Origin of the sequence: Microbacterium sp. KRD172, from assembly GCF_017168295.1 — a bacterium.
Lineage (GTDB): Bacteria > Actinomycetota > Actinomycetes > Actinomycetales > Microbacteriaceae > Microbacterium > Microbacterium profundi.
The window spans coordinates 361,109-384,536 of the sequence record NZ_JABFAS010000002.1; the positions used below are offsets into that span (position 1 = coordinate 361,109).

At 67.6% G+C, this 23,428-nt stretch carries 24 protein-coding genes; 12 read left to right on the plus strand and 12 right to left on the minus strand.

What is annotated here, in order from left to right:
• Window positions 1–55 precede the first annotated feature (55 nt).
• Window positions 56–1,282: a PLP-dependent aspartate aminotransferase family protein gene (locus J1M43_RS01955; RefSeq protein WP_206475560.1), complete on the plus strand. Its 1,227-nt coding sequence runs from the start codon at window positions 56–58 to the stop codon at window positions 1,280–1,282.
• Here the strand turns inward: J1M43_RS01955 and J1M43_RS01960 are convergent.
• The 3 genes from J1M43_RS01960 to J1M43_RS01970 are packed head-to-tail and all read right to left on the minus strand — an operon-like array spanning window position 1,233 to window position 3,795.
• Entirely contained in the window at window positions 1,233–2,096 is an 864-nt protein-coding gene (locus J1M43_RS01960; RefSeq protein WP_206475561.1) for a metal ABC transporter permease, read from the minus strand. The genes J1M43_RS01955 and J1M43_RS01960 overlap by 50 nt on opposite strands.
• The gene (locus tag J1M43_RS01965) at window positions 2,093–2,845 is read right to left on the minus strand and encodes a metal ABC transporter ATP-binding protein (protein ID WP_206475562.1); all 753 of its coding nucleotides are present in this window, start codon (window positions 2,843–2,845) and stop codon (window positions 2,093–2,095) included. Before J1M43_RS01965 ends, J1M43_RS01960 begins: the two co-directional genes overlap by 4 nt.
• Entirely contained in the window at window positions 2,842–3,795 is a 954-nt protein-coding gene (locus tag J1M43_RS01970; RefSeq protein ID WP_374058506.1) for a metal ABC transporter substrate-binding protein, read from the minus strand. The genes J1M43_RS01965 and J1M43_RS01970 overlap by 4 nt, the downstream gene beginning before the upstream one ends.
• Before the next feature lie 221 nt (window positions 3,796–4,016).
• Between J1M43_RS01970 and J1M43_RS01975 the strand changes: the two genes are divergently transcribed.
• The 3 genes from J1M43_RS01975 (at window position 4,017) to J1M43_RS01985 (ending at window position 7,228) form a co-directional block, all read left to right on the plus strand.
• The gene (locus tag J1M43_RS01975; RefSeq protein WP_206475563.1) at window positions 4,017–5,822 is read left to right on the plus strand and encodes a hypothetical protein; all 1,806 of its coding nucleotides are present in this window, start codon (window positions 4,017–4,019) and stop codon (window positions 5,820–5,822) included.
• 156 nt (window positions 5,823–5,978) lie between these two features.
• Window positions 5,979–6,623 carry a ClpP family protease gene (locus J1M43_RS01980; protein WP_206475564.1) on the plus strand — a complete coding sequence of 215 codons (645 nt, stop codon included), beginning with the start codon at window positions 5,979–5,981 and terminating at the stop codon, window positions 6,621–6,623.
• A gap of 14 nt (window positions 6,624–6,637) precedes the next feature.
• Window positions 6,638–7,228, plus strand: a complete 591-nt coding sequence (locus J1M43_RS01985) for a ClpP family protease (RefSeq protein ID WP_206477287.1) — start codon at window positions 6,638–6,640, stop codon at window positions 7,226–7,228.
• 8 nt (window positions 7,229–7,236) lie between these two features.
• Here the strand turns inward: J1M43_RS01985 and J1M43_RS01990 are convergent, their stop codons facing one another.
• The 4 genes from J1M43_RS01990 to J1M43_RS02005 all read right to left on the minus strand — a co-directional run bounded on the left by J1M43_RS01990 (window position 7,237) and on the right by J1M43_RS02005 (window position 9,661).
• Complete coding sequence (locus J1M43_RS01990; RefSeq protein ID WP_206475565.1) at window positions 7,237–7,722, minus strand: hypothetical protein; 486 nt, start codon at window positions 7,720–7,722, stop codon at window positions 7,237–7,239.
• 99 nt (window positions 7,723–7,821) lie between these two features.
• A complete protein-coding gene (locus tag J1M43_RS01995; RefSeq protein ID WP_206475566.1) occupies window positions 7,822–8,184 on the minus strand; it encodes a helix-turn-helix domain-containing protein in 363 nt (120 codons plus the stop codon).
• Between the two features lie 72 nt (window positions 8,185–8,256).
• Window positions 8,257–8,727, minus strand: coding sequence for an acyl-CoA thioesterase (locus J1M43_RS02000; protein ID WP_206475567.1), 471 nt, complete (start codon window positions 8,725–8,727; stop codon window positions 8,257–8,259).
• 58 nt (window positions 8,728–8,785) lie between these two features.
• Window positions 8,786–9,661, minus strand: coding sequence for a helix-turn-helix transcriptional regulator (locus J1M43_RS02005; protein WP_206475568.1), 876 nt, complete (start codon window positions 9,659–9,661; stop codon window positions 8,786–8,788).
• Window positions 9,662–9,761: 100 nt separating this feature from the next.
• Between J1M43_RS02005 and J1M43_RS02010 the strand changes: the two genes are divergently transcribed.
• From J1M43_RS02010 to J1M43_RS02035, 6 genes are read left to right on the plus strand one after another with little or no spacing between them, the layout of a single operon-like run.
• On the plus strand, window positions 9,762–11,243 hold the full coding sequence (locus tag J1M43_RS02010) for an MFS transporter (protein ID WP_206475569.1): 1,482 nt from the start codon (window positions 9,762–9,764) through the stop codon (window positions 11,241–11,243).
• A 2-nt stretch (window positions 11,244–11,245) separates the two neighbouring features.
• Window positions 11,246–12,118 carry an aldo/keto reductase gene (locus J1M43_RS02015; protein WP_206477288.1) on the plus strand — a complete coding sequence of 291 codons (873 nt, stop codon included), beginning with the start codon at window positions 11,246–11,248 and terminating at the stop codon, window positions 12,116–12,118.
• Window positions 12,119–12,123: 5 nt separating this feature from the next.
• The gene (locus J1M43_RS02020; protein WP_206475570.1) at window positions 12,124–12,582 is read left to right on the plus strand and encodes a hypothetical protein; all 459 of its coding nucleotides are present in this window, start codon (window positions 12,124–12,126) and stop codon (window positions 12,580–12,582) included.
• A 17-nt stretch (window positions 12,583–12,599) separates the two neighbouring features.
• Complete coding sequence (locus J1M43_RS02025) at window positions 12,600–13,358, plus strand: SDR family oxidoreductase (protein ID WP_206475571.1); 759 nt, start codon at window positions 12,600–12,602, stop codon at window positions 13,356–13,358.
• Between the two features lie 50 nt (window positions 13,359–13,408).
• A complete protein-coding gene (locus J1M43_RS02030) occupies window positions 13,409–14,428 on the plus strand; it encodes a zinc-dependent alcohol dehydrogenase family protein (RefSeq protein WP_206475572.1) in 1,020 nt (339 codons plus the stop codon).
• 12 nt (window positions 14,429–14,440) lie between these two features.
• The gene (locus tag J1M43_RS02035; RefSeq protein ID WP_206475573.1) at window positions 14,441–14,842 is read left to right on the plus strand and encodes a cupin domain-containing protein; all 402 of its coding nucleotides are present in this window, start codon (window positions 14,441–14,443) and stop codon (window positions 14,840–14,842) included.
• 22 nt (window positions 14,843–14,864) lie between these two features.
• On the opposite strand, the gene J1M43_RS02040 is transcribed toward J1M43_RS02035, so the two are convergent.
• Window positions 14,865–15,836: an acetylxylan esterase gene (locus J1M43_RS02040; RefSeq protein ID WP_206475574.1), complete on the minus strand. Its 972-nt coding sequence runs from the start codon at window positions 15,834–15,836 to the stop codon at window positions 14,865–14,867.
• Window positions 15,837–16,082: 246 nt separating this feature from the next.
• Between J1M43_RS02040 and J1M43_RS02045 the strand changes: the two genes are divergently transcribed.
• Window positions 16,083–17,483, plus strand: a complete 1,401-nt coding sequence (locus J1M43_RS02045; RefSeq protein ID WP_234001052.1) for a cell division initiation protein — start codon at window positions 16,083–16,085, stop codon at window positions 17,481–17,483.
• Between the two features lie 244 nt (window positions 17,484–17,727).
• Window positions 17,728–18,570 carry a sulfurtransferase gene (locus J1M43_RS02050; protein ID WP_033105694.1) on the plus strand — a complete coding sequence of 281 codons (843 nt, stop codon included), beginning with the start codon at window positions 17,728–17,730 and terminating at the stop codon, window positions 18,568–18,570.
• A gap of 39 nt (window positions 18,571–18,609) precedes the next feature.
• On the opposite strand, the gene J1M43_RS02055 is transcribed toward J1M43_RS02050, so the two are convergent.
• The 4 genes from J1M43_RS02055 to J1M43_RS02070 all read right to left on the minus strand — a co-directional run bounded on the left by J1M43_RS02055 (window position 18,610) and on the right by J1M43_RS02070 (window position 23,404).
• Window positions 18,610–20,088: an HNH endonuclease signature motif containing protein gene (locus tag J1M43_RS02055; RefSeq protein ID WP_033105695.1), complete on the minus strand. Its 1,479-nt coding sequence runs from the start codon at window positions 20,086–20,088 to the stop codon at window positions 18,610–18,612.
• A gap of 99 nt (window positions 20,089–20,187) precedes the next feature.
• On the minus strand, window positions 20,188–21,126 hold the full coding sequence (locus J1M43_RS02060; protein WP_200880970.1) for a carbohydrate ABC transporter permease: 939 nt from the start codon (window positions 21,124–21,126) through the stop codon (window positions 20,188–20,190).
• Window positions 21,116–22,090 carry a carbohydrate ABC transporter permease gene (locus J1M43_RS02065; RefSeq protein WP_084595693.1) on the minus strand — a complete coding sequence of 325 codons (975 nt, stop codon included), beginning with the start codon at window positions 22,088–22,090 and terminating at the stop codon, window positions 21,116–21,118. The genes J1M43_RS02060 and J1M43_RS02065 overlap by 11 nt, the downstream gene beginning before the upstream one ends.
• A 6-nt stretch (window positions 22,091–22,096) precedes the next feature.
• Window positions 22,097–23,404, minus strand: a complete 1,308-nt coding sequence (locus J1M43_RS02070; protein WP_052166838.1) for a sugar ABC transporter substrate-binding protein — start codon at window positions 23,402–23,404, stop codon at window positions 22,097–22,099.
• Window positions 23,405–23,428: the final 24 nt, after the last annotated feature.

A 23,428-nucleotide genomic window follows, 5' to 3' on the forward strand; every position in this document is an offset into this window, starting at 1 on the left:
CGGCGGATGCTGTCGAATTCTCCCATTTCAATTGGGATTCGGGCAACGTGGAAGCATGACCGACCAGCAGCTGCATCCAGACACCGTGGCCGTGCACAGCGGCAGAGCCGGCCTCACCGAGCTCGGCGTGCACGCCCTGCCGATCGACCTGTCGACGACGAATCCGTTGCCGGACATCGAGCGCGGCGGCGACTCGTACGAGGCGATGGCGACGGGCGGTCGCCCGATCGAGGGCGGCAGCATGGTCTACGCGAGACTGTGGAACCCGACCGTCGCCCGCTTCGAGGATGCTCTTGCCGAGACGGAGCACGCCGCAGCCGCGGTCGCGTTCTCGTCGGGGATGGCGGCGATGACCGCGGTGATCCTCGCCCACACGAGTGCGACGGGCAAGCATCACGTCGTCGCAGTGCGACCGCTCTACGGGGGCACCGACCATCTGCTCGGCTCCGGCCTGCTCGGCACCGAGACCTCTTACTGCCATCCGTCCGAGGTGCGATCGGTGCTGCGGGCGGACACCGGGCTCGTCGTCGTGGAGACCCCGGCCAACCCCACCCTCGAGCTCGTGGACATCGCCGAGATCGTCGCTGCGGCAGGGGAGGTGCCGGTGGTCGTCGACAACACGTTCGCGACTCCGCTGCTGCAGAATCCGCTCGATCACGGCGCCGCGATGTCGCTGCACAGCGCGACCAAGTACCTTGGCGGCCACGGTGATGTGATCGCCGGCGTCGTGGCGTGCAGCGAGCAGACCGCCGAGGCACTGCGCCGTGTGCGGGCGGTGACCGGTGGACTGCTGCATCCGCTCGGCGCTTATCTGCTGCACCGAGGGCTCACCACGCTTCCGGTCAGGATGCGCCAGCAGCAGCAGAACGCGAAGCAGATCGTGCAGTGGCTGATCGATCAGCCCGAGATCGACGAGGTGTTCTTCCCCGGGCTGGACGGCGACCCGCAGGGCATCCTGGAACGCCAGATGCGCGGCCCAGGGGCGATGGTCGCGATGCGGATGAGCGGCGGATACGCCGCGGCGAGCGCCGTCGCCTCGTCGGTGACGCTGTTCACGCACGCCGTGTCACTGGGCGGAGTCGACTCGCTCATCCAGCATCCGGCCGCGCTCACGCACCGACCGGTGCCGGCTGACGCGCGTCCGGACGCCGATGTGCTTCGGTTGTCGATCGGACTGGAGTACGCGGGCGACCTCATCGCCGATCTCGCCCAGGCGTTCGCGGCGTCGACCGTTATGCGGCCGCACCGACCGGCGAACGCCGCCGCAGCCTCTTCCCGATGACCCCCTGGCGCGGGCTGAAGAGGTAGACCAGGGCGAACACGCACCCCTGCACGACGACGACGAGACCTCCGGATGCCGCGTCGATCCAGTAGCTGAGGTAGATCCCGATCACGCTGCACACCGCCGACATCACGGGTGCGATCACCAGCATCCGTCCGAAGCGGTCCGTCAGCAGATACGCTGTCGCGCCGGGGATGATCAGCATCGCCACCACCAGCACCACGCCGACGACCTGCAGAGCGACGACCGAAGTCAGCGCGAGCACGCCGAGCAGCAGGGCGCCCAGCAGGCGAGGCGAGAGCCCGATCGCGAACGCATGCGTCGGATCGAACGCGTACAGGGTGAGGTCTCGGCGCTTGATGATCAGCACGCCGAACGCGATCACCGCGAGCACGGCGATCTGCAGCAGGTCACCCTCGGAGACACCGAGAATGTTGCCGAAGATGATGTGGTTGAGATCGGTCTGACTGGGAGTGACCGAGATCAGCACGAGCCCGAGCGCGAACAGCGTCGTGAAGACGATGCCGATCGCGGCATCCTCTTTGACCCTGCTCGTGCCGCGGATGAGGCCGATCAGGCCGACGGCGAGAAGCCCGAAGACCAGGGCGCCCAACGCGAACGGCGCTCCGAAGATGTACGCGAGCACGACCCCGGGCAGCACCGCGTGCGAGACCGCATCGCCCATCAGCGACCAGCGCACCAGCACCAGCCAGCACGACAGCACCGCGCACACGACAGCGGCGACGGCGGTGGTGACGAGCGCCCGCACCATGAAGTCGTACTGCAGCGGCTCGAGGATCCAATCCCAGATCATGGCGCCTCCTCCTGATTGGCATCGCTCTCCAGCCCGAACGCGCGCGCGAGATTTCCGGGTTCGAGCGCCTCTGAGACAGAACCGTGGAAGAGCACCCGTCGCAGCAGCAGCACGGCCTCGTCTGCGAGAGAGGGGAGCGCATGCAGGTCGTGGGTCGAGACGAGCACCGTGCTGCCGGCCGCTGCGAGCTCACGCAGCAGCCGCACGATCGTGGCCTCGCTGCGCTTGTCGACGCCGGCGAACGGCTCGTCGAGAAGCAGGATGCCGGCGCGCTCTGCCAAACCCTGGGAGATGCCGCGGGCGACGAAGGCGCGCTTGCGCTGCCCCCCGGAGAGCTGCCCGATCTGCCGGTCGGCGAGGTCAGTCAGCTCGACGCGCTCCAGCGCTTCGTCGACGGCATCCCTGTCCGCAGCACGCGCTCGCCGCAGCAGACCCTGCTGTCCGTAACGGCCCATCATCACGACGTCGCGCACCGATACGGGGAAGGTCCAGTCGACGTCCTCGCTCTGCGGCACGTAGCCGATGAGCCCGCGCCGACGAGCGGACGCCGGATCCGCTCCCTCCAGTCGCACCTGTCCTGCGGCCGGTCGCACGAGGCCGATGATCGACTTGAACAGTGTCGACTTCCCCGATCCGTTCATGCCGATCAGTCCGGTCACGCGTCCGGGCTCCACCGTGAGCGAGACATCGTCGAGTGCGAGCACGTCGCCGTACCGCACGGTGATACCGCTGACGTCGATAGAGCTCATGATCCGCTCCCCGTCAAGCCTGCGACGATCAGGTCGGCGTCGTGGCGGATCAGATCCAGATACGTCGGCACCGGGCCGTCGGCCTCGGACAGCGAGTCGACGTAGAGCGTTCCGCCGAAGCTCGTACCCGTCGCCTGCACCACCTGCTGCATCGCCTTGTCGGACACGGTCGATTCGCAGAACACCGCCGGCACCTCGTTGTCGTCCACGAACTCGATCGCGGCGGCGATCTGACGCGGCGTCGCCTGCTGCTCGGCGTTCACGGCCCAGATGTACGCCTCGGTGAGGCCGGCATCTCTGGCGAGGTAGGAGAACGCACCCTCGCAGGTGACCAGGGCGCGTTCGTTCTCGGGCAGCGCCGCGAGTTCGTCGGTCAGATCGTCCTGCACCTGCTGCAGCTCTGCCTTGTATGCGCCGGCGTTCGCGGCGAAGTCATCGGCGTGCGCGGGGTCGAGGTCGCTGAACGCCGAGACCATGTTGTCGACGTAGAGCTGCGCGTTCGCCGGACTCATCCAGGCGTGCGGGTTGGGCTTGCCGGCGTACGCGTCTTCCGTGATGTCGATCACGTCGATGCCGTCCGAGACCACCACGTGCGGCACCTCGACCGATTCGACGAACTGCGCGAACCACACCTCGAGATTGAGCCCGTTGTCGAGGATCAGATCGGCGTCCGCAGCCTTGCGCACGTCGCCCGGCGTCGGCTCGTAGCCGTGGATCTCGGCGCCCGGCTTCGTGATCGATTCCACGCGCAGGTGGTCGCCCGCCACGTTCTCGGCGATGTCGGCGAGCACCGTGAAAGTGGTCAGCACGACCGGGCGGTCATCGTCTGACACGGCATCCGGACCCGCGCAGCCGGACAGCGCGAGGGTGACACCGGCGGCGAGTGCCACGGCGCGCGCGACCGACCCGGCAGACGGCGCGGCACTGACGACGCTGCGAGATTTAGGCACACCGAAAACCTACCTTTTAGGCACACCGAAAACAAGCGCGCACCGATAGGCGGCCGGAACTATTGTTGACTCCAGGTCAATGGGTTCTGTCGAGTCGCCACAGAAGACCGAGTATCGCGACCACTGAAACTTGGTTTCAATGATCAAAGTAAGCGAAGGCGCAAGGACGACGTACTTACACTGCGGGTGGCAACGACGCCACTGACCCTGGAGCCCCAATGATGAGTTCTACGACCCACGCGCACGGCCGAGGCATGCGCATCACCGTCATCGTCCTCAGCCTGCTGCTGACCGCGATGGTGATTCTGTTCTTCCTGACGACAGGCAAGATCTCCGCAGGTGCAGCCGAGCTGTCCGACGGCACACTGACGGCAAAGGACGGCTCGACCCAGCTCGCCGCCGGCGCAGCCGATCTCTCCACCGGAGCCGGCACGCTGGCCGACGGCACCGAGAAGCTCGCCGAGGGCGCAGCGAGTGCGCATGCCGGCTCGCAGAAACTCGCCACCGGCGCGCAGAGCGCATCGACAGGTGCAGCCTCGCTGGCGGCGGGCGCGGACGCGTTGGCTGCCGGCGCATCGGATGCGGCAGCGGGAGCAGGGAAGCTGAGCGAGGGCGCACTGAATGCGCTGGTCGGCGCTCAGAAGCTCACCGCCGGGCTGGCGTCGGCTGACTCGGGTGCGCAAGCCGCGCTGAACGGTGCGCAGAGCCTGTCGACCGGTGCGGCGCAGGTCGACGCCGGTGCGCAGGCGGTGCTCGATGGCGCGACCCGGCTTTCCACCGGAACCCAGCAGGTGGATGCCGGTGCGCAGAAGGCGTTGGAAGGCGCACAGCTCCTGTCTGCCGGCGCACAGCAGACGGATGCCGGGGCGCAGGCAGTGCTCGACGGCGTGACCGGCCTTGCCGCCGGGGTCGCCGGAGCCCACCAGGTCGCCGGACAGGTGCTCGCCGGCGCCGGTCAGCTCAACGCCGGCCTCGCGGCAGCCGTCACCCCCGAGCTGCAGTTCCTCGCCAGCGAGGGGACCGCTGCAGCCATCACCGCCGCGGCCGGCAGCGCGCCGGGCAACTCGCAGCAGTTGGCCGATGCACTCGCGCAGCTCGCCGCCGCCAATCCCGACAACGCGCAGTTCCAGCAGCTCGCGGCACTCTCGGCGGGCGTCGACGCACAGGTCGACGGCATCGCCGGCGCGGCTGCTGCCGCACCCGCGCTCGCCGCAGGAACGCTGAACGCCGCAACCGCGGCCGGACAGGTGGCGGCCGGTGCCAACGCGCTGGTCAACGGCAATGCCGCGCAGGGGTGGCCGGGGACGGTGGCTCTCGTCGATGCGGAGAGAGGGGCACCCGCTCTGCTCGTCGGCACGCAGGCGCTGAAGGCCGGTACCGCGCAGGTCTCCACCGGCGCTTCCGACCTCGCCGCAGGGATCGTCCCCTTGACGGATGGCACGACGCAACTCGCCGCCGGTGCATCGCAGCTCGCAGACGGCGCGCAGCCGCTCAAGGAGGGAACCGCTCAGGTCGCCACCGGTGCGCAGCAGCTCTCCACCGGTCTGCAGCCGCTGAAGGACGGCACGGCTGAACTGGCCGCCGGTGCGGACACTCTCGCCGGGGGCATGGACACCCTCGCTGCGGGTGCGACTTCGCTGCACGCCGGTTCGATCAGGATCGATTCCGGCGCGACCAGCCTCGACGAGGGCGCAGCGGCACTCGCGACAGGCACGGCGACGCTGGCCACCGGCGCCTCGACGCTCGACACCGGCGTCGGCGCGCTCTCAGACGGAGCGGCCACGATCTCGGACGGATCGGGCGAGATCGCAGACGGCGGCGAGACTCTCGCGGCCGGTGCTGCCGACCTCGCGGCGGGCAACGGTCTCATCGCCGACGGCTCCGGCACGCTGGCCACAGCTACGGCCGGAGCGGCACCCTCGATGCTGCCGTGGATGCTCGGCGCAGTCCTGGTCGGCCTGATCGCGATCGGCTTCTGGATCGGTCACCGCGTGCAGCACCGTCGGTCTCTCGCACTGGCGGCCTGAGGCCCTGAACGACTGAACCGCCCCGGCGCATCGCTCGCGCCGGGGTGGTTCGCTGTCGGGGCGGCGGTGGGCGGGACTGGAGTCTCTCTGCCCACGGCAGAACCGCCGTGAGCGGATTCCCGCGCCGGCTACGCTCCCACCGCGCAGGCTGAACTCATGAGCGAAGAGACCCCCATCCCGCAGTTCGGCCCAGAGGCCAGACGCGCACTGTTCCACGACCGCATCCTGGTGCTCGACGGCGCCCTCGACGACGACAACGGCACGCTGCTGATGACGCAGCTGCTCACGCTCTCCGCTGAGGATCCGGCCGCCGACATCGCCCTGTGGATCCACTCGCCCGGTGGTTCTGTGCCGTCAATGCTGGCGATCCGCGACATCATGCGCCTCATCCCGAACGATGTCGCCACCCTCGCCCTCGGGACAGCGGCCAGTGCGGGGCAGTTCCTGCTCTCCGCCGGCACGAAGGGCAAGCGACGAGCACTGCCGCACGCCCGCATCCTCATGCATCAGGGGTCGGCGGGCATCGGCGGGTCCGCCGTCGAGATCGAGGTGCAGGCCGATGACCTGCGGCAGATGCGCGACACCGTGCTCGGGCTCATCTCCGATGACACCGGGCAGCCGGCCGAGCGCATCTTCGAGGACTCGCTGCACGACCGCTGGTACACGACCGCCCAGGCGCAGGAATACGGATTCATCGACGCGATCGTCAGTTCGGTCGCTGAGGTCATGCCGCGTCGGCGTGCGCGGGTCGGGCTGGGGACGGATGCCGCGGCATCCGCTCAGGAAGGAGCACGCTCATGAACGACTACAAGGCCATGAGCAGTTACACGATCCCGAACGTCATCGCGCAGCATCCGCGGGGTGAGCGCGTCATGGACGTCTACTCGCACCTGCTCGCGGAGCGCGTGATCTACCTCGGCACCGGAATCGACGCCGGGGTCGCGAACGCCCTGATCGCGCAGCTGCTGCATCTCGACGCGGACAGTCCGGAGACCGGCATCCAGTTCTACATCAACAGCGAGGGCGGCGACCCCGGTGCGGCGCTCGCGATCTACGACACGATGCAGCACATCCGCCCCGCCATCGCGACGACGGTCGTCGGCCAGGCGATCGGCCCTGCCGCCCTCCTCTCGGCAGCCGGCGCGCCGGAGCAGCGCGCCGCGCTCGAGCATGCGCGCATCGTGCTGCACCAGCCCGCAGGCCAGTCCCGCGGGGCGATCCCCGACCTCATCCTCGCTGCCGACGAGGTGGTCAGGGTGCGCGCCGACATGGAGGCCGTGCTCGCCAGGCACACGGGTCGCACCGTCGAGGCGCTGCGCGCCGACACCGACCGCGATCGGGTGTTCACGGCATCCGCCGCTCTGGAGTACGGGCTGATCGACACCGTGCTGGGGGAGCGAGGGTAGGGCTGCCGTCACCCACGACGCGGGACGCCGCGCCGCGACCTGAGGCTCGCGATGAGCAGCAGTGTGGCGGGAACCAACAGCAGCAGGAAGCCGCTCGGGCCGACCATCCAGACGCACAGGAGCGCCCAGACGCCGAGGACGATCGGGACGTGGATCGGCACGTTGTCGCCGCGGCGGCCGGCCCGGAGGATGAGCAGCGCGAGAAGCACTCCGGGAACGACGAAGCCGCCTGGAAGTGCCCAGAACTGCACCGCCGCATCCGCCGGCAGCTGGGCGGTTCGGAACGGTCCGGCCATCCAGGGGCCCCACCATGGGTGGAGGGTGAACACCAGGGTGTGCAGCACCGAGATCGTCAGCAGGGCGATCGCGCCCGAGACAGTGAGCCTGTTGGGACGGATGGGTGCGTCGCGCTGGTCTCGCTGATTGCGCTCGTCTCGCTGATCGACTGCGGGTTCGGCGGAGCGGATCGATGCGGCGGGGTCGGAATGAGTCATGCCTCCAGCCTGAGACGGTTCCGAGCTGCGGCCATCCCTCCGCAGGGCGAACCCTCTCACCCGGGTGGGTGAGACGCGCGACTCCGGCGAGAAAGCGTGTCAGGCGGCGAGGGCGAACGCCCCGCGGATGCCTGCCGACACGAGCGCGGATGCCGGTGCCGAGGCCATGCGCAGTTCGTCGGCCACGCTGCTGGCGAGTTCGATGAGCGTCGTGTCGAGGGCTCCGGCGACCGCGGCGATCATCTCGCTGGACGGCTCCTTGAGTCCTCGCTCGATCTCGGAGAGGTACTGCGGTGAGACACCGGCCTTGTCGGCAGTCTCAGTGAGTGTCTCTTCACGCTCGTGCCGCCGACGCCGGAGCTGATCGCCGAGCAGATCGCGCCAGAGCGGCTCGGGTCCGTTCTGCGGGCGCGGAGCGCGGGGCGAGTGAGGCGTGCGGGGGAACGGGACGATCTCGGCCATGGTTCACGGTAACCCCGCCGTTCGCCGGTGTCACCGCTGTTCTGCTCAGAGCAGAACGCGCCCGACCCGATGTCAGGCGGATGGGAGCCTGATCGTCCCGGTGCCCGGGTGCTCGTGCGGCATGCGGTCACGGTCATAGGTGATGTCCGAATAGCCGTGCGGCACGGGATGGCCATCTTCATCGAGACTGACGAAGACGATCTTCTCGATCGTGAGGATGCGCTTGCGCGTGATCATGTTGCGCACCACAGCGCGCATCGTGAGCGACGTGCGCCCGAAGTGCGTCGCGGTGAGACCCATCTCGATGAGATCTCCCTGCAGGGCGGAGGCCTCGAAGTTGATCTCCGAGATGAGCTTGGTCACCACGCGGTAATTGCCGAGTTGCACGATCGCGTAGATCGCGGCCTCCTCGTCGATCCACTTCAGCAGGCTTCCGCCGAACAGCGACCCGTTCGCGTTGAGGTCCTCCGGGCGCACCCATTTGCGGGTGTGAAAGTTGATGCCGTCGTCAGAGGGGTTCCAACCGGATGCGTGCTTCGCCATTCCTCGACCGTAGAAGGTCGATGATTCCAGAATGTTTCGCGGTTGGGACTGCTCACGCTCACGCCTCCGGACGCACCGGCACCTCTTCCGCGGCATCCGTCGCCGCCCAACTGGCGAGCATCTTCAGCTTCTCCTCGGACGGCGTGCCGAGCTCAGCGGTGTAGGTCGACAGCTGCAGTCCAGGGTCTGCGGGCAGTTCGAATGCTTCGTACGTCAGCTCGAACTCACCGAACGTCGGGTGATTGATCCGCTTCACCCCGGTGCGGTGATACCGAACATTGTGCGCAGCCCACAGGGTGCGGAATCGCTCGCTGCGGGTGGAGAGTTCGCCGACCAGATCGGTGAGTCGCTTGTCGTACGGGTTACGACCGGCCTCGCCGCGCATCGTGGCCACGAGTTCCTGAGTGTTTCGCTCCCAGTCGGGGTAGAAGTCCTGCGCCGCAGGATTCAGGAACGCGAAGCGCGCGCTGTTGGGCGCGTGCTCGGCGAACACCGGTGCGTAGAGTGCGCGGCCGAGCGCGTTCGCGCCGAGATAGTCGAAGTAGTTGTTGCGCACGAGCGCGGGCGCGCCCGTCATCGCATCGAGCAGACGCTGGATGCTGGGGCGCAGACCGTCCGCCTTCTTGCGGGGCTTGCGCCCCACCGGCGACGCCTTCGCCGTGCGGGCGAGATCGAACAGGTGCGCGGTCTCGGCGTCGTCGAGCTGCAACGCCCTGGCGAGCGCATCGAGCACGCTGTCGGATGCTCCGGAGAGATCGCCCCGCTCGAGCCGGGTGTAGTAGTCGACGCTGACCCCTGCGAGCATCGCGACCTCTTCACGCCGGAGGCCCGGCACCCGGCGGTTGCCGCCGTATGCGGGCAGTCCTGCCTGGTCGGGGGTGATGCGTGCGCGCCTCGTGGAGAGGAACTCGCGCACTTCGCTACGGGTGTCCATGCTCCGAAGGTACGCCGTCCCGCCGCGATGAGGGAGGCACTGGCAGTACTGGGAACACGCGCCACTGCCTGGAATGTGCGGGCGCGAGTGGAATGGATCCATGACCAGAACGCGGAACCCCGGCACCAAGAACGCCGGCTCGAGGAACACTGCAGCGATCCTGACGATCATCCTCGTCAGCTACTTCATGATCCTGCTCGACAACTCGGTGATCTTCACCGCGCTGCCCTCCCTGGCAGTCGACCTCGCTCTCGCACCCGCGGAGCTCGCGTGGGTGCAGGACGCCTACACGCTCGTCTTCGGCGGGCTTCTGCTGCTCGGCGCCAGGGCCGGCGACATCCTCGGTCGCCGTCGGGTCTTCGTCTTCGGCCTGGCCGTCTTCTCGATCGCATCCCTGCTGATCGCCCTCGCCCCGATGGCGTGGTTGCTCATCGCTGCTCGTGCGTTGCAGGGAGTGGGTGCGGCGATCGTCGCTCCTTCGGCACTGTCGCTTCTCACCGCGAGTTTCGAGGGGGCGGCACGTGACAGGTCGGTCGCCTGGTACGCGGCCACTGCCGGAATCGGTGCAAGCCTCGGGATGTTGGTGGGCGGTGCCGCCGCGACGTTACTGAGCTGGCGCGCTGGATTCTGGATCAACGTGCCCATCGGGATCGCGATGATCGTGCTCGCCCCTCGGTTCCTGCCCGAGACGCGGACATCTCCCGGTCGTTTCGATGCCACCGGCGCCATCACCTCCACACTCGGCATCGGCGGGCTGGTGTTCGCTCTGCTGCGTGGGGCAGAGGCAGGCTGGGGCGACCCGCTCACGCTCGCGTCGTTCGCTGCGGCGACGGCGCTCATCATCGTCTTCGTTCTGGCTGAATCGCGCGCCGCCCAGCCGATCATGCCGCTGCGCCTGTTCCGCAGCCGCATCCGCATCCGCACCGGTGCCTACCTCGTGCGCCTGACATATCTCGGCGCGATGATCGGGTTCTTCTTCTTCACGACCCAGTTCCTGCAGGGCGTGCTCGGGTTCACCGCGCTTCAGGCAGGGTTGGCCTTCCTCCCGATGACGCTGGTGAACTTCGTCGTCGCGCTGGCGATCCCCCGGCTCGTCGCGCGCGCCGGGAACTGGTGGCCGCTCGTCGTCGGCGTCGCGCTGACTCTGGCCGGGATGCTGTGGCTCAGCCGGCTCGCGCCCGACAGCGCCTACCTCACCGGGGTCGCCCTCCCCATGCTCCTCATCGGCGCAGGCCAAGGCCTGGCGTTCGCCCCCATGACCACGTTCGGCATATCCGGCGCGACGACGGCGGATGCCGGCGCGGCCTCCGGTGTTGTCAACACCTTCCACCAGGTGGGGATGTCGCTGGGTCTCGGCATCCTTGTGGCGGTCGCCGCCGCATCCGACACCGGCACCGCCTCAGCCGAGGTGGCTCTCGCCGGCGAGGTGGCGGCCGCTCTCACCGCTGCCACCGTCCTGCTCGGCATCGCGTTCGTCCTCGCCATCGCCTTGATCGTCCCGTCGAGACCCCGTATTCCCGCCGTGGGAGGCACTATCAGCCCCTCCCTTTCCACCCGAACCACGCGCACACTGGAGGCATGACCATGAATCTCACCCTCAACAATGGCGTCACGATGCCGGCACTCGGCTTCGGCGTTTTCCAGGCATCACCCGATGAGACGGTGGATGCCGTCAGCTCCGCCCTTGAGACGGGCTACCGCCTGATCGACACCGCCGCCGCCTATGGCAACGAGCGCGAGGTCGGCGAGGCCATCCGTCGCTCCGGCATCGCGCGCGACGAGATCTTCATCGAGACCAAGGTCTGGATCAGCGACTTCGGCTACGACGAGACGCTGCACGCCTTCGAGAAGTCGACCGGCAAGCTCGGCCTGGATCAACTCGACCTGCTGATCCTGCACCAGGCTCTGCCATCGCGCTTCGACCTGACCACCGGGGCCTACAAGGCGCTGGAGACCCTGCTCTCCGACGGCCGCGTCCGCGCCATCGGGGTCAGCAATTTCATGGAGGCGCATCTGGAGAAGCTCGCGGCAGAGACAAGCATCGTCCCGGCGATCAACCAGATCGAGGTGCACCTGTACTTCCAGCAGCGCGGCGTGCAGGCGGCGAATGCGGCGGCAGGGACCATCACGCAGGCATGGTCGCCCATCGGCGGAATCACCAGTTACCGCGAGGGTGGACCATCCGCGTTCGACGATGAGACGCTGAAGGCGATCGGCGCCTCGCACGGCAAGTCCCCCGCACAGGTGATGCTGCGCTGGCACCTGCAGCAGGGCCGCTCGGCGCTGCCGAAGTCGGTGCGCCCCGCACGCATCGCCGAGAACTTCGACGTCTTCGACTTCGAGCTCACGGCAGAACAGCTCGCATCCATCGATGCTCTCGACACCGACGCGCGTCGTGGTCCAGAGCCCGAGGACATCACGCTCGAGACGTTCGGGCGGGAGATCCCGGACGCGTGACCCGTATGACGGCCGACACCTTGCGGGCATCCGTTCGACTCGCCCCGGCTGCTGTCGGCGTCGCGATGCTCGGTGCCGGGGTGGTGGGTTGCGCTGCCGGGCCGTCGACAGAGCCGGCGTCGCCGGTTTCGTCGCCGCGCCCGTCGACCGTGACTCCAGCCGACCCGACCGCCGAGTACATCGACGGGACCTATGAGGCGACGGGCTGGTACGGATCGCTCCCGTCGCACCAAGACGTCACCCTCACCCTCGAGGGCGACCTTGTCACCGCCGTCACCCTCACCACCCCTGCCGAGAATCCGACATCCCTCGGGCATCAGCAGCGTTTCGCAGAAGCGATCAGCGCAGAGATCGTGGGCATCGACATCGACACCATCGAAATCGACCGGCTCGCCGGCGCCAGCGGATGCTCGGAGGGCTTCATGAACGCCCTCGCCGAGATCAAGTCCGCAGCCGAAGCCTGAGACACCCAAGGAGAACCATGACCACCCTGAACATCGTCCTCGTCGGTGGAACCGGAAGCATCGGCCGCCTCGTCGCCCGCGTCGCGCAGGCGGCCGGCCACAGCATCCGCATCCTCAGCCGCCACGATGGCGAGAACGTCGTCGTCGGCGACCTCACCGACGCGTCGACCCTCACCGATGCCGTGCGCGACATCGACGCCGTCATCTTCACGCACGGCACGCACGGCGGCGAAACAGGATTCCGTGACGTCGACTACGGCGGGGTGCGAAGCGTCCTCGAGGCGATCGGCGACCGCCCGGTCCGCATCGCGCTGATGACGGCGATCGGCGTGACCTACCGGGAAGGGTCGAACAGCCGCGCCACCGTCTCTCACGACTGGAAGCGCCGCTCCGAGCGACTCGTCCGCGCGAGCGGGCATCCCTACACGATCGTCCGTCCCGCGTGGTTTGACTACAACGACGACGATCAGCACGAACTGCACTTCCTGCAGGGCGACACGCGCCACGCCGGGAGCCCGGCCGACGGCGCGATCGCACGCTCCCAGATCGCAGAGGTGCTCGTCGCCTCGCTCACGTCGGATGCCGCGAAGTCGAAGACCTTCGAACTCAACGCGGAACACGGTCCTGCCCAATCCGACCTCGATCCGTTGTTCGGTGAGCTCGCCGCAGACGTGGAGCTCGATGGCGCGAAGGATGCGGAGAACATGCCAGTCTCCGCAGAGCCGGCCGACGTCGTCGCCGACCTCGAGCGGATCCGCGCACTGCGGGCTGAGTAAGACCAAGACCAAGTGAAAGACCAACAACTGCCCGTAAGAAGGAGAACCACATGCGTGGAGTAGTCATGTACGGGCCCGGCGACGTCCGGGTCGAAGAGCGTGAGAAGCCGACCATCACGCGGTCGACGGATGCCGTCATCAAGATCGCGGCGACCTGCATCTGCGGGTCCGACCTCTGGCCGTACCGCGGCACCGACGCAGTGCACGAGGCTCCGATGGGTCACGAGTACGTCGGCGTCGTCGAAGAGATCGGCGCAGACGTCAAGACCCTCAAGGTCGGCGACTTCGTCGTCGGGTCATTCATGGCATCCGACAACACGTGCGAGATCTGTCAGGCCGGATACCAGTCCCGCTGCGTGCACGTCGTGCCGATGGGCCAGTTCGGAACACAGGCCGAGTACAGCCTCGTCCCGCACGCGGACGGCACGCTCGTCGCGACCCCGGGTCAGCCGGATGTCGACCTGATACCGGCGCTGCTCGCCGCGTCCGACGTGCTCGGCACCGGCTGGTTCGCCGCGGTCGCCGCCGAGGTCGGACCGGGCAAGACCGTCGCGGTCGTCGGTGACGGAGCCGTCGGGCTCCTCGGCATCCTGGCCGCGAAGGAACTCGGCGCGGAACGGATCATCGCCATGAGCCGGCACGCCGACCGTCAGGAGTTGGCGCGAAAGTTCGGCGCGACGGACATCGTCGAAGAGCGCGGCGATGAGGGCGTGGCGAAGATCAAGGAGCTCACGAACGGACTCGGCGCGCATTCCGTGATCGAAGCCGTCGGCACCCAGGAGTCGATGATGCAGGCCATCCGCTCCACCCGCGCCGGCGGCCACGTCGGTTATGTCGGCGTCTCGCACGATGTGGCGCTCCCCGGCGTGGAGCTGTTCTTCTCCGGTGTGCACCTCCACGGCGGACCAGCCCCGGTGCGCCGCTTCCTTCCCGAACTCATCCAGCTCATCTGGGACCGGAAGATCGACGCAGGTGCGGTGTTCGACCTGACGCTGCCGCTCGAGGATGCGGCCGAGGGGTACAAGGCGATGGACGAGCGCCGCGCGACCAAGGTGCTGCTGACGGTCTGAAGGAAAGACGACATGAACATCGAACCCCGCACCCCGACCATCAAGAATCCGCCGGAGCAGTTCGCCGGCGACGTCTGGTTCGACCCGATCATCGCTCCGCACGATGCTGATCAGCGGATGTCCGGGGGCCTGGTGCGCTTCGCGCCGGGTGCCCGGACGGCGTGGCACTCGCATGCGCGGGGCCAGTATCTTCGGGTGACAGAGGGTGTCGCGCTCTGCGGTACCAGGGACGGCACAGTCGTGGAGGCCGTACCGGGTCAGACCATCTACACCCCGCCAGGGGAAGAGCACTGGCACGGTGCGACAGAGGACTGCTTCATGCAGCACCTTGCGCTGCTGGAGGGCGCCGACGATCCGTCCGTGACCACGACCTGGCTCGAGCACGTCACCGACGAGGAATATCGGCGGCGCTGAACAGTCTCAGCCGGCGAGTTGCTCAGCCGGCCAGCTGCTCGGCGAGGAAGGCGGCCTGCTTCTGCCACTGCACGCCCTGCCCGCCCTCATGCTCGTTGAAGGCGTACTCGGTGATCTCGGCGACCCCGCCCCAGCTGTTGCGTGCGGCGAAGACCGTCGACGGCGGGCAGACCGGATCCATCAGGGCGACGGAGAAGAGGGCAGGGGCGGTGGCGCGGCGCGCGAGGTTCACGCCGTCGAAGTACGACAGGGTCTCGAACACGCGATCTTCGGTGCCGCGATGGATCGAGAGGTACCTGACGATCTCGTTGTAGGGGTCGCGTCCGGTCAGCCCGACGGCGCGCTCGAACTGGCACAGGAAAGGCACGTCGGGCATCGCCGCGATGAGGCCGGTGGAGAGAGCGGCGGCGGCGATCGCGATGCCGCCGCCCTGGCTTCCGCCGCACACGGCGACACGCGTCGCGTCGACCCGGTCCAGCGAGCGGATGGCGTCGATCGCGAGCACGGCATCCGTGTACACACGCCGGTAGTAATAGCTGCTCGGGTCTTCGATGCCTCGGGTCATGAACCCGGGTGTGGCAGGGCCCGAACCGTGTGGATCGGCGGTCACTCCGCCCGTGCCCCACGCGCTGCCCTGCCCGCGGGTGTCCATGAAGAAGTGCGCGTAGCCCGACGACGCCCACCCCAGGCGCTCGTGCGGCAGGCCGCGGCCTCCGCCATAACCGTTGAACTCCACCACCGCGGGCAGCGGCTCATCGGTGTCGGACGGGAGAAGCAGCCATCCGCCCACCGGATCGCCGCCGAATCCGCTGAATGTCACGTCGTAGACCTCGACCGATTGCAAGGGGGAGTCGATGCGGCGCAGCTCGATCGGCTGTGCTGCCGCGCGTGATTCCTCAAGCGTCTGCTCCCAGAAGTCGTCGAAGTCTGCGGGCTCCGCGACGTCGGGACGATAGGAGCGGAGCTCCTCCAGCGGCAGATCGAAACGCGGCATTGCGGAATCCTTCTCTCGGGGGTCGGCGGCAGTTTATCCGTGCGATCCGCCGTCGTCGTGGCGGCGCACCTCATGCCGTCACAGACGGGGACATCTCACGGTTCCGCAGGACAGGCGAACTCATTAGGCTGAGTACCGAGTTCGCAGCTCGATCCTCCCCCCAATTTCTGCAAACCGTCACCTTCCCTCTCCGGTGCTGTGCGTCGCGAGGGCCGCTCGGTGAGCACCTCCAGAAAGGCATTCCCTGTGAGCAACTCCGCCGAGAACAACGTCGACGAGCACGGGGCCGACTTCTTCGACCAGCTCGCGCAGGGCCAGCCCAGGGAACAGGGCAACTTCACGATCGGGTTCCGCGGGTACGACCGCGGAGAGGTGGATGCTGCGCTGGCCGGACTGCGGATGCAGGTGCAGCGGGCGGATGCCGACCTCGCGGACGCCCGTGCGGGTGTGAGCCGCGACGTCGAGTCCGCGCGATCCGATCTCGAGGCAACGATCGCAGAGCGCGAAGCCCGCATCGCCGAGCTCGAGGCGCAGAACGATGAACGCATCGCGGCATTGGAAGCCGATCTCGCTGCCGCTCGCGCTCAGGCCGACGATGCCGAGCAGCAGGTCGCCACCCTCACGAACGAGCTTGTCGAGTCGCCCAAGACCGGAGCCGAGACCGAGGGGTCGCGCCTGCAGTTCGAAGCCGTCCTCCGGGTCGCCGAGGAGCAGGCATCGGTCCTGATCCAGAACGCGGCCGTGCAGGCCGAGCGTCTGCTCGAGGCCGCGCGGGAAGAGGCCGAGTCGCGCCGGGTCGAGCTCGCCGCGGAGGTCGACCGCATCACCGCACAGGCGCAGCACGACGCCGATCAGGTGCGCCTTCGGATCGACACCGAGTACACCGCGCACGAGGCGACCATCCAGCGCGAGGCTGCGCACGCATCCGAGAAGGTCATCCAGGCCGAGCAGGAGGCAGCGACCGTCCGCACCGAGGCCGAGAAGGGTTCGGCGGCGCTGCGTTCGATGGTCACCCGTGAGACGAGCCAGCAGCGGTCGGATGCCGAGCGCGAAGTGCGCGAGATGAATGCACGGGTGCTGGAGTTCGAAGAGACCCTCACCCGCCGGCAGGACGACGCGCAGCAGGAGTTCCTGCTGCTGCACAACCAGGCCGTCGCCCACGCCGAGCGCATCACGACCGACGCCAATGAGCAGGTCGCGTCATCCCTTGAGCACTCCAAGCGCATCTCGGCGAAGGCCGACGACTACGAGCGCCTGATGCGCTCGCAGGCTCAGGCGATCGAGGCCGACGCCCAGGTGCGCGCCCGCGAGACGCTGGAGCGCGCACGCGTGAAGGCGCAGAAGATCGTCAGCACGGTGACGGGTCACACGACCGAGGTGCTGCGCGACGCCGAGGACCGCACCCGTCAGCTGCGCTGGCAGCAGCAGCAGCTCAACAGCTTCATGGCTGAGGTGCGCGAGCTCATCCGCCCCGACGGCGTGCTCGGATCGGATGCCGCGGAAGAAGACAGCACAGATGACGCAGACGACGTGGACGTGCTCGAAGAGGGCGACGAGATCATCGAGCTCGCGCCCGAGGGCGAGGGCGACGACGACTTCGACGAGGACGACGACCTCGACGAGGACGAGAACGACGCCAAGGCCTGACTCGTCCCGAGGCTGAACTCTCTGGCACCCGTCGCACCCGTCGCGCCCGTCGCACCGTCGCGCCCAGCGCGTCAAAGGAGGAAAGTGTCGGTTGCCTCGATCGGGGCCGACACTTTCCTCCTTTCACCGCGTTCCGCAGGGCCCGATCAGCGGCTCCTCGCCGGCAGGTCCGAGTCCCCACTGGAACGTGCCTGTGAGTGGACCAGTGCCGCTCGACGACCTCGGGCCGCCGTAGCCTGGAACCATGTCTCATCTGGTGAGTGTGAACGAGCTGGCCGACCTGATGCGCGACGGCGCCGTGCGCGTGATCGACGTGCGTTGGCGTCTGAGCGTTCCTGGCGGGAGCGTGCAGCCGGAGGGTGTGCAGGAGTACCTGAGGGGCCACATCCCCGGAGCGGTGTTCGTCGATCTCGAGAGCGAGCTCACCCGGCACGGCCGGCCTGACGAGGGGCGGCATCCGCTGCCGTCGACCTCGCAGGTGCAGGATGCTACGCGCCGATGGGGGGTGAACGACGGTGACGTGGTCGTCGCGTACGACGATGCGGGCGGCCTTCCTGCGGCACGCGCGTGGTGGCTGCTGCGTCAAGGCGGCGTCGATGTGCGGGTGCTCGATGGCGGATGGCAGGCCTGGAAGGATGCCGGCGGAGACACAGAGACGGGCGATGTGACCCCCGAACCGGGCACGGCGACCCTCGCGGATGTCTCGCGCGACAGCCTCACGATCGACGAAGCGGCTGAGGTCCCAGCATCCGGTGTGCTGCTCGACGTGCGCGCGCCGGAGCGCTTCCGCGGCGAGACCGAGCCGCTCGATCCGATCGCCGGGCACATCCCGGGTGCCGTGAACCTGCCGACCGGCAGGCACGTCGCGAGTGACGGAACACTGCTCGACCTGAAGACGCTCAAGAAGAATTTCGCGGATGCCGGCATCGGCGATGGCACGCCGGTCGCCGCCTATTGCGGCTCGGGTATCACCGCAGCACACACCGCGCTTGTGCTCGCCGAAGCGGGCATCGACGCGAAGATCTTCCACGGCTCCTGGAGCCAGTGGTCGAACACGCCTGGTCGCCCGGTAGCCACAGGGGAGTAGCCGCGTGGTCGAGCACTCGCTGACTGCAGTCCGCCTAAGTCAGGTGGTGGCAGATCTTCGACCGCGTTGATGTGCGCGTCGGCGGCTATCAGCGGGTGATCCGCTTCTACCCGCCCGTCGCCAGACCTGATCCGGATCCCACCACCGCGGTCCGCGCACCTCAGGGACTCCGTCACGCATGCGGATCCGCCACTCCGACAGGTGCAGGTTCCGGTGATGCCACCAGCACAGCAGCACGCCGTTATCGGTATGCGTCGGTCCACCGTCGGCATGTTCTTGGACGTGATGGACCTCGCACCAGGTGGCGGGGATCGTGCAGCCGGGGATGATGCATCCGCCGTCGCGCAGCGTGATCGCCCGTCGCTGGAGGGCGTTGAAGATGCGGGCCGAGGTTCCGATCGACACAATACGGCCGTTGTCATCGAACAGCACTCGCTGAATGCCGCCGGCGCAACCGGTCTGTGCTGCCACGCGCGCGGGGATGAGTGCGCCAGTGTTCAGCACCTGCGCCCAGCCGTTGCCGGTCGCATAGTCGGCGGCGTCGACGGAGACGACCAGCGTCGGCGCCGCGCCGCCCAAGGTAGGCATCTGGTCGGAGCGTGCGGCGACATTCAGGATCGCCGCGAATGCATCGTGCTGCTTCTGCGTACGAGTGCGCTCGTCTGTGCGCGCGAGCTCTTCGTCGGGCAACTCGCCGGATGGTACGAAGTGCACTCCCGACGCGTCCTCCGGTGCCTCCACACGCGGGTTCAGCTGCGCATCGAGCAGCAGCTGCAACTGCCCCGCGACCTCAGGCAGCAGTTCGCCGCGTACAGGCACTGTGCCCTCGCGCACCTTCCCGATCGAGAGACCGCGCTTGCGTGCCGCACGCTGGTCCTCGGGTTCTGCGCCGTCCTGATCGAGGTACGCCACCAGTGCCTGAGACAACAGACCGAGCTCTTCCGGCGTGGGAAGAGGGCCGGCGGTGACGGCATCAGAATCGGAATCGGTCACCGAGTCGATCCCGCGGGCAAACGCTCCGAGCTGTCTGTCGGCCTCCAGCAGTTCTGCCTCGAGGATTCGCGGTCCGGACTGCTCCAGCGGCGCGATCGCTGCCACCAGGCCCGCGACGCCGAGGTCGCCCGAGACCATCGCCTCGCGCAACTGCGGGTATTTCCCCGGAAGGAAGCAGCCCTCGGTGATGCTGCGCTCTCGACGCATCCACCGCGCAGCGCGCACCAGGCGTCGTGCCGCGTGATTGTCACACAAGGTCAGCATCCGCAGTAGATCGGTCGGACTGGAACATCCGTAGGTGAGCGTGATCCGATCGTCGTGCATAGGTGCCGATCGCTCGACCACTGTCACTGTCGATTCGACCTGCATGCCCTCGATCCGGCGCTGCATCCGCCCGCAGGCCACCAGCAACTCGGCGAGATCGGCGTTCGAAAGATCGGGGATGATCTCAGCATCGAAGGCGCCGCGCACCACGGCGTCGAGGGACTCCTCGAGACCTTTCAGCTGCTCCACGACCTTGTGCATACCTCCATTGAACACCCGACCTCAGACATTTGAACGATATTCATCAGGTTGTGGATAAGAAAGTGGGGAACATATATACGAGTATCGCAATGGGACCGTTCACCCCTTCAGCCCGCTGTGCGCCAAGCCCTGGACGAACTGCTTCTGCGCGAACAGGAACACCAGCAGCACGGGCACGACGGTCAACGTCGTTGCGGCGAGCTGTACATTCCACATCGGCCCGCCGTACGCATCGACGTACTGCGTGAGCGCCTGCGGCAGCGTGAACATGTCCTTGCTCGAGAGGTACACGATCGGCTCGAGGTAGAGGTTCCACGACTTCAGGAACGTGAAGATCGCGACCGCAGCCAGAGCCGGGCGCGACAGGGGGAACGCGATCCGCCAGAAGATCCCCCACCGACCGAGGCCGTCCATGCGTCCGGCTTCCTCCAACTCGGTCGGGAGCCCGAGGAAGAACTGACGCATGATGAAGATCGACAGCACGGCGGGTGCGCCGAAGATCGGGATCACGATGAGCGGCCAGTGCGTGTTGATCAGACCCAGGCCGTTCACGAATCGGAACAACGGCACGATCGTCACCTCGCTGGGAACCAGCAGTCCGACCAGCACCACCAGGAACAGTGCGTTCGCGCCGGGGAAGCGGATCCGCGCGAACGCGTATCCGGCCATCGCCGCGACCAGCAGAGTCCCGACGGTTACAATCACCGCGATGTAGAGACTGTTCCAGTACTGCTGTGCGAACGGCTGCAGACGGAACACCTCGCCGTACGCGTCGAAGCTCGGATTCTCCGGCCACAGCGTCGGCACCTTGCGCAGGATCTCGCTCATCGGCTTCAGGCTCGATGTCGCCATCCACCAGGTCGGGAAGATGAACGGGATGCTGATGATCGCGAGCAGTACGACGAGCCCGATCGAGACCCACCGGCGCTTGGCGCGCGAACTGCCGGCACGCATGCGGCGCGGCGGGATGGCCGATCCGGTCACGACGGTCGTCGTGTCGATCGGGTCGACGTCGGCCGGGGGAGCGTCAGGTCTCATTGAAGACCCACCTCTTTCGTGTCTGCCACTGGATGAGTGTGAGCACCAGAACGATCATGAACAGCAGCACGGAGATGCCGCTCGCGTAGCCGAAGTCGTTGAAGCGGAACGCCTGCTGGTACAGGTAGTACACGAGCACGGTCGTGGAGTTTCCCGGTCCGCCGCCGGTGAGTACGGCGATCTGGGCGAAGACCTCGAGCGAGCCGACGATCGTCAGGATGGAGACGAGCAGGATCGTCGGGCTGATCATCGGTAGCGTGATCGAGCGGAACCGGCGCCACGCGCCTGCGCCGTCGATGCGGGCCGCGTCCATGATCTCCTCCGGTACGCCCTGGAGCGCGGCGAGGAACAGGATCATATTCATGCCGACGTTCTTGAACACCTGCACGATGATCACGGACACCATTGCCGTGAAGTCGTTGCGCAGCCAGTTCGGTCCGTCGACGCCGACGAGCGAGAGGAATCCGTTGATACCGCCGTCCGCCTGCAGCAGGAAGCTCCAGACGATGGTCCATGCCACCAGCGACACGACCACCGGCGAGAAGAAGAAGGTGCGGAACGTGGTGGTCCCGGGCAGCTTCTGATTGAGTAGCACGGCGAGGAACAGTGCGAGCGTGATGTTCAGCACGACCAGGCCGATCGAGAACCACAGGCTCGCGAGCAGCGAATCATGCAGACCCTGATCGCTCAGCATCCGCTCGTAGTTCTCCGTTCCGGAGAACACGAACGTGTTCGCCAGGACGTTCCAGTCGTGCAGCGAGAACCAGAACACGGCGACGAGCGGTGCGATCACGAAGGCGAGCGCCCCGAGCACGGCCGGGGCGACCATCGTGTAACCGACGATCCAGTCGCCGCGGGTGGCGGCCGAGCGGCGCCGGCGCACACCCGCGGGGCGGGGAGAACGCTCTGTGCGTCCCCTCCGCTCCGTGGTCTCGGCCGCGCCGCTGGCGGCGGTGGTGGTCATGCGGTATCAGCCCTCCAGCAGTGGTGAGATGGCGCCGCAGGTGTCTTCGAGAACGGCCTCGACATCGGCATCCGCCGTCCACAGCGCGTCGAGCTCAGCACGCACGGTGTCCTGCAGCTTCGCGAAGTTGGCGTGCGTCGGCTTGGTGACCGCGTCCTGGATGCCGTCGACGACGACCGCCTGCAGCTGCTCTTCGCTGAGCTTCGGGTTGGCGGCGCCCAGCGTCTCGGCGTTGAGGAGCGATTCCCGCGGCGGTGGGAAGTACGTCGCGAGCTTCTCGGCGTTCTCCGGCGCGGTGAAGTACGCGAGGAAGTCGGCCGCGATCGTCGGATGCTTCGCATTCGCGAAGACGCCGATACCGGCCTGGCCGATCACGTTCTGCTGGCCCTCGGGCCCCGCAGGCAGCGGAACGATGTCCCACGCGAATGAGTCGTCGAGAGCGGATGCGCGGCTGATCTGGGTGATCGTCATCGCCGCGTCACCGGCGAAGAAGTCGGCGGTGACTCCGGGCCCAGGCATCGCAGCATCCGTGAAGACCGCGTCGTGGATCCACGTCATGGCGTCGACCATCTCCGGATCGGTGAACGTGCACTGCGTGCCGTCCTCGCTCCATGGCGCCGCATCCCATCCGTTCCATACCGAGGCGAGCACCTCCCAGGCCTTGTAGTCGAAGTCGCGGACGACGAGACCCTGCTTCCCCGAAGCAGCCGCTGCCGCGGCCGCCATGTCGCGCGCGGAGTCGAAGGTCCAGTCTCCGGATGCGACGAGGTCAGCCGGGTTCGGCTGACCTGCTGCGGCGAGCTGGTCGGTGTTCACGAACATCGCGAACGGGCTGTTCGAGAACGGATAGGCGAAGAGCCCGTCATCCTTCTGCCAGAGCGCGAGCGACGAGTCCAGCAGGTCGTCGTACTCGTAACCCTCGGCCTCCTGCAGCGTCGGCGCGATGTCGACCAGCGCACCGCTCTGCACGAACTCCGGTGCATAGCTCTCGAGGATCCAGCCCAGATCGGGCGCGTTACCGCCGGCGAGCTGCGTGGTCAGGGTCGTCGTGTACGCGTCGAACGGGATGGGCTCGAACGTCACGCCCGACACCAGCTCGGGGTTCTCGGCGACGTACGCGTCGGCGATCTCCTGGAACAGCGCGAGCTGTGTCTCATCGGCCGTCCAGACCGTCATGCGCAGTTCGACCGGTTCGTCCGGCGTCTCGGTCTCGGGGGTTCCTCCGCCGCTGCATCCGGCGAGGGTGAGGGCGGCGGCTGCGATGCCGGCGCCGACCGCGAGGTGTGCACGTCTACGTGATTGCGGGTGACTCATGTGTCTCTCCATTCTGTGAATCGT

Coding starts and splice junctions, on each gene's coding strand:
- J1M43_RS01955 (WP_206475560.1), top strand. CDS start 56: ATGACCGACCAGCAGCTGCATCCAGACACCGTGGCCGTGCACAGCGGC.
- J1M43_RS01960 (WP_206475561.1), bottom strand. CDS start 2,096: ATGATCTGGGATTGGATCCTCGAGCCGCTGCAGTACGACTTCATGGTG.
- J1M43_RS01965 (WP_206475562.1), bottom strand. CDS start 2,845: ATGAGCTCTATCGACGTCAGCGGTATCACCGTGCGGTACGGCGACGTG.
- J1M43_RS01975 (WP_206475563.1), top strand. CDS start 4,017: ATGAGTTCTACGACCCACGCGCACGGCCGAGGCATGCGCATCACCGTC.
- J1M43_RS01980 (WP_206475564.1), top strand. CDS start 5,979: ATGAGCGAAGAGACCCCCATCCCGCAGTTCGGCCCAGAGGCCAGACGC.
- J1M43_RS01985 (WP_206477287.1), top strand. CDS start 6,638: ATGAGCAGTTACACGATCCCGAACGTCATCGCGCAGCATCCGCGGGGT.
- J1M43_RS01990 (WP_206475565.1), bottom strand. CDS start 7,722: ATGACTCATTCCGACCCCGCCGCATCGATCCGCTCCGCCGAACCCGCA.
- J1M43_RS01995 (WP_206475566.1), bottom strand. CDS start 8,184: ATGGCCGAGATCGTCCCGTTCCCCCGCACGCCTCACTCGCCCCGCGCT.
- J1M43_RS02000 (WP_206475567.1), bottom strand. CDS start 8,727: ATGGCGAAGCACGCATCCGGTTGGAACCCCTCTGACGACGGCATCAAC.
- J1M43_RS02005 (WP_206475568.1), bottom strand. CDS start 9,661: ATGGACACCCGTAGCGAAGTGCGCGAGTTCCTCTCCACGAGGCGCGCA.
- J1M43_RS02010 (WP_206475569.1), top strand. CDS start 9,762: ATGACCAGAACGCGGAACCCCGGCACCAAGAACGCCGGCTCGAGGAAC.
- J1M43_RS02015 (WP_206477288.1), top strand. CDS start 11,246: ATGAATCTCACCCTCAACAATGGCGTCACGATGCCGGCACTCGGCTTC.
- J1M43_RS02020 (WP_206475570.1), top strand. CDS start 12,124: ATGACGGCCGACACCTTGCGGGCATCCGTTCGACTCGCCCCGGCTGCT.
- J1M43_RS02025 (WP_206475571.1), top strand. CDS start 12,600: ATGACCACCCTGAACATCGTCCTCGTCGGTGGAACCGGAAGCATCGGC.
- J1M43_RS02030 (WP_206475572.1), top strand. CDS start 13,409: ATGCGTGGAGTAGTCATGTACGGGCCCGGCGACGTCCGGGTCGAAGAG.
- J1M43_RS02035 (WP_206475573.1), top strand. CDS start 14,441: ATGAACATCGAACCCCGCACCCCGACCATCAAGAATCCGCCGGAGCAG.
- J1M43_RS02040 (WP_206475574.1), bottom strand. CDS start 15,836: ATGCCGCGTTTCGATCTGCCGCTGGAGGAGCTCCGCTCCTATCGTCCC.
- J1M43_RS02050 (WP_033105694.1), top strand. CDS start 17,728: ATGTCTCATCTGGTGAGTGTGAACGAGCTGGCCGACCTGATGCGCGAC.
- J1M43_RS02055 (WP_033105695.1), bottom strand. CDS start 20,088: ATGCACAAGGTCGTGGAGCAGCTGAAAGGTCTCGAGGAGTCCCTCGAC.
- J1M43_RS02060 (WP_200880970.1), bottom strand. CDS start 21,126: ATGAGACCTGACGCTCCCCCGGCCGACGTCGACCCGATCGACACGACG.
- J1M43_RS02065 (WP_084595693.1), bottom strand. CDS start 22,090: ATGACCACCACCGCCGCCAGCGGCGCGGCCGAGACCACGGAGCGGAGG.
- J1M43_RS02070 (WP_052166838.1), bottom strand. CDS start 23,404: ATGAGTCACCCGCAATCACGTAGACGTGCACACCTCGCGGTCGGCGCC.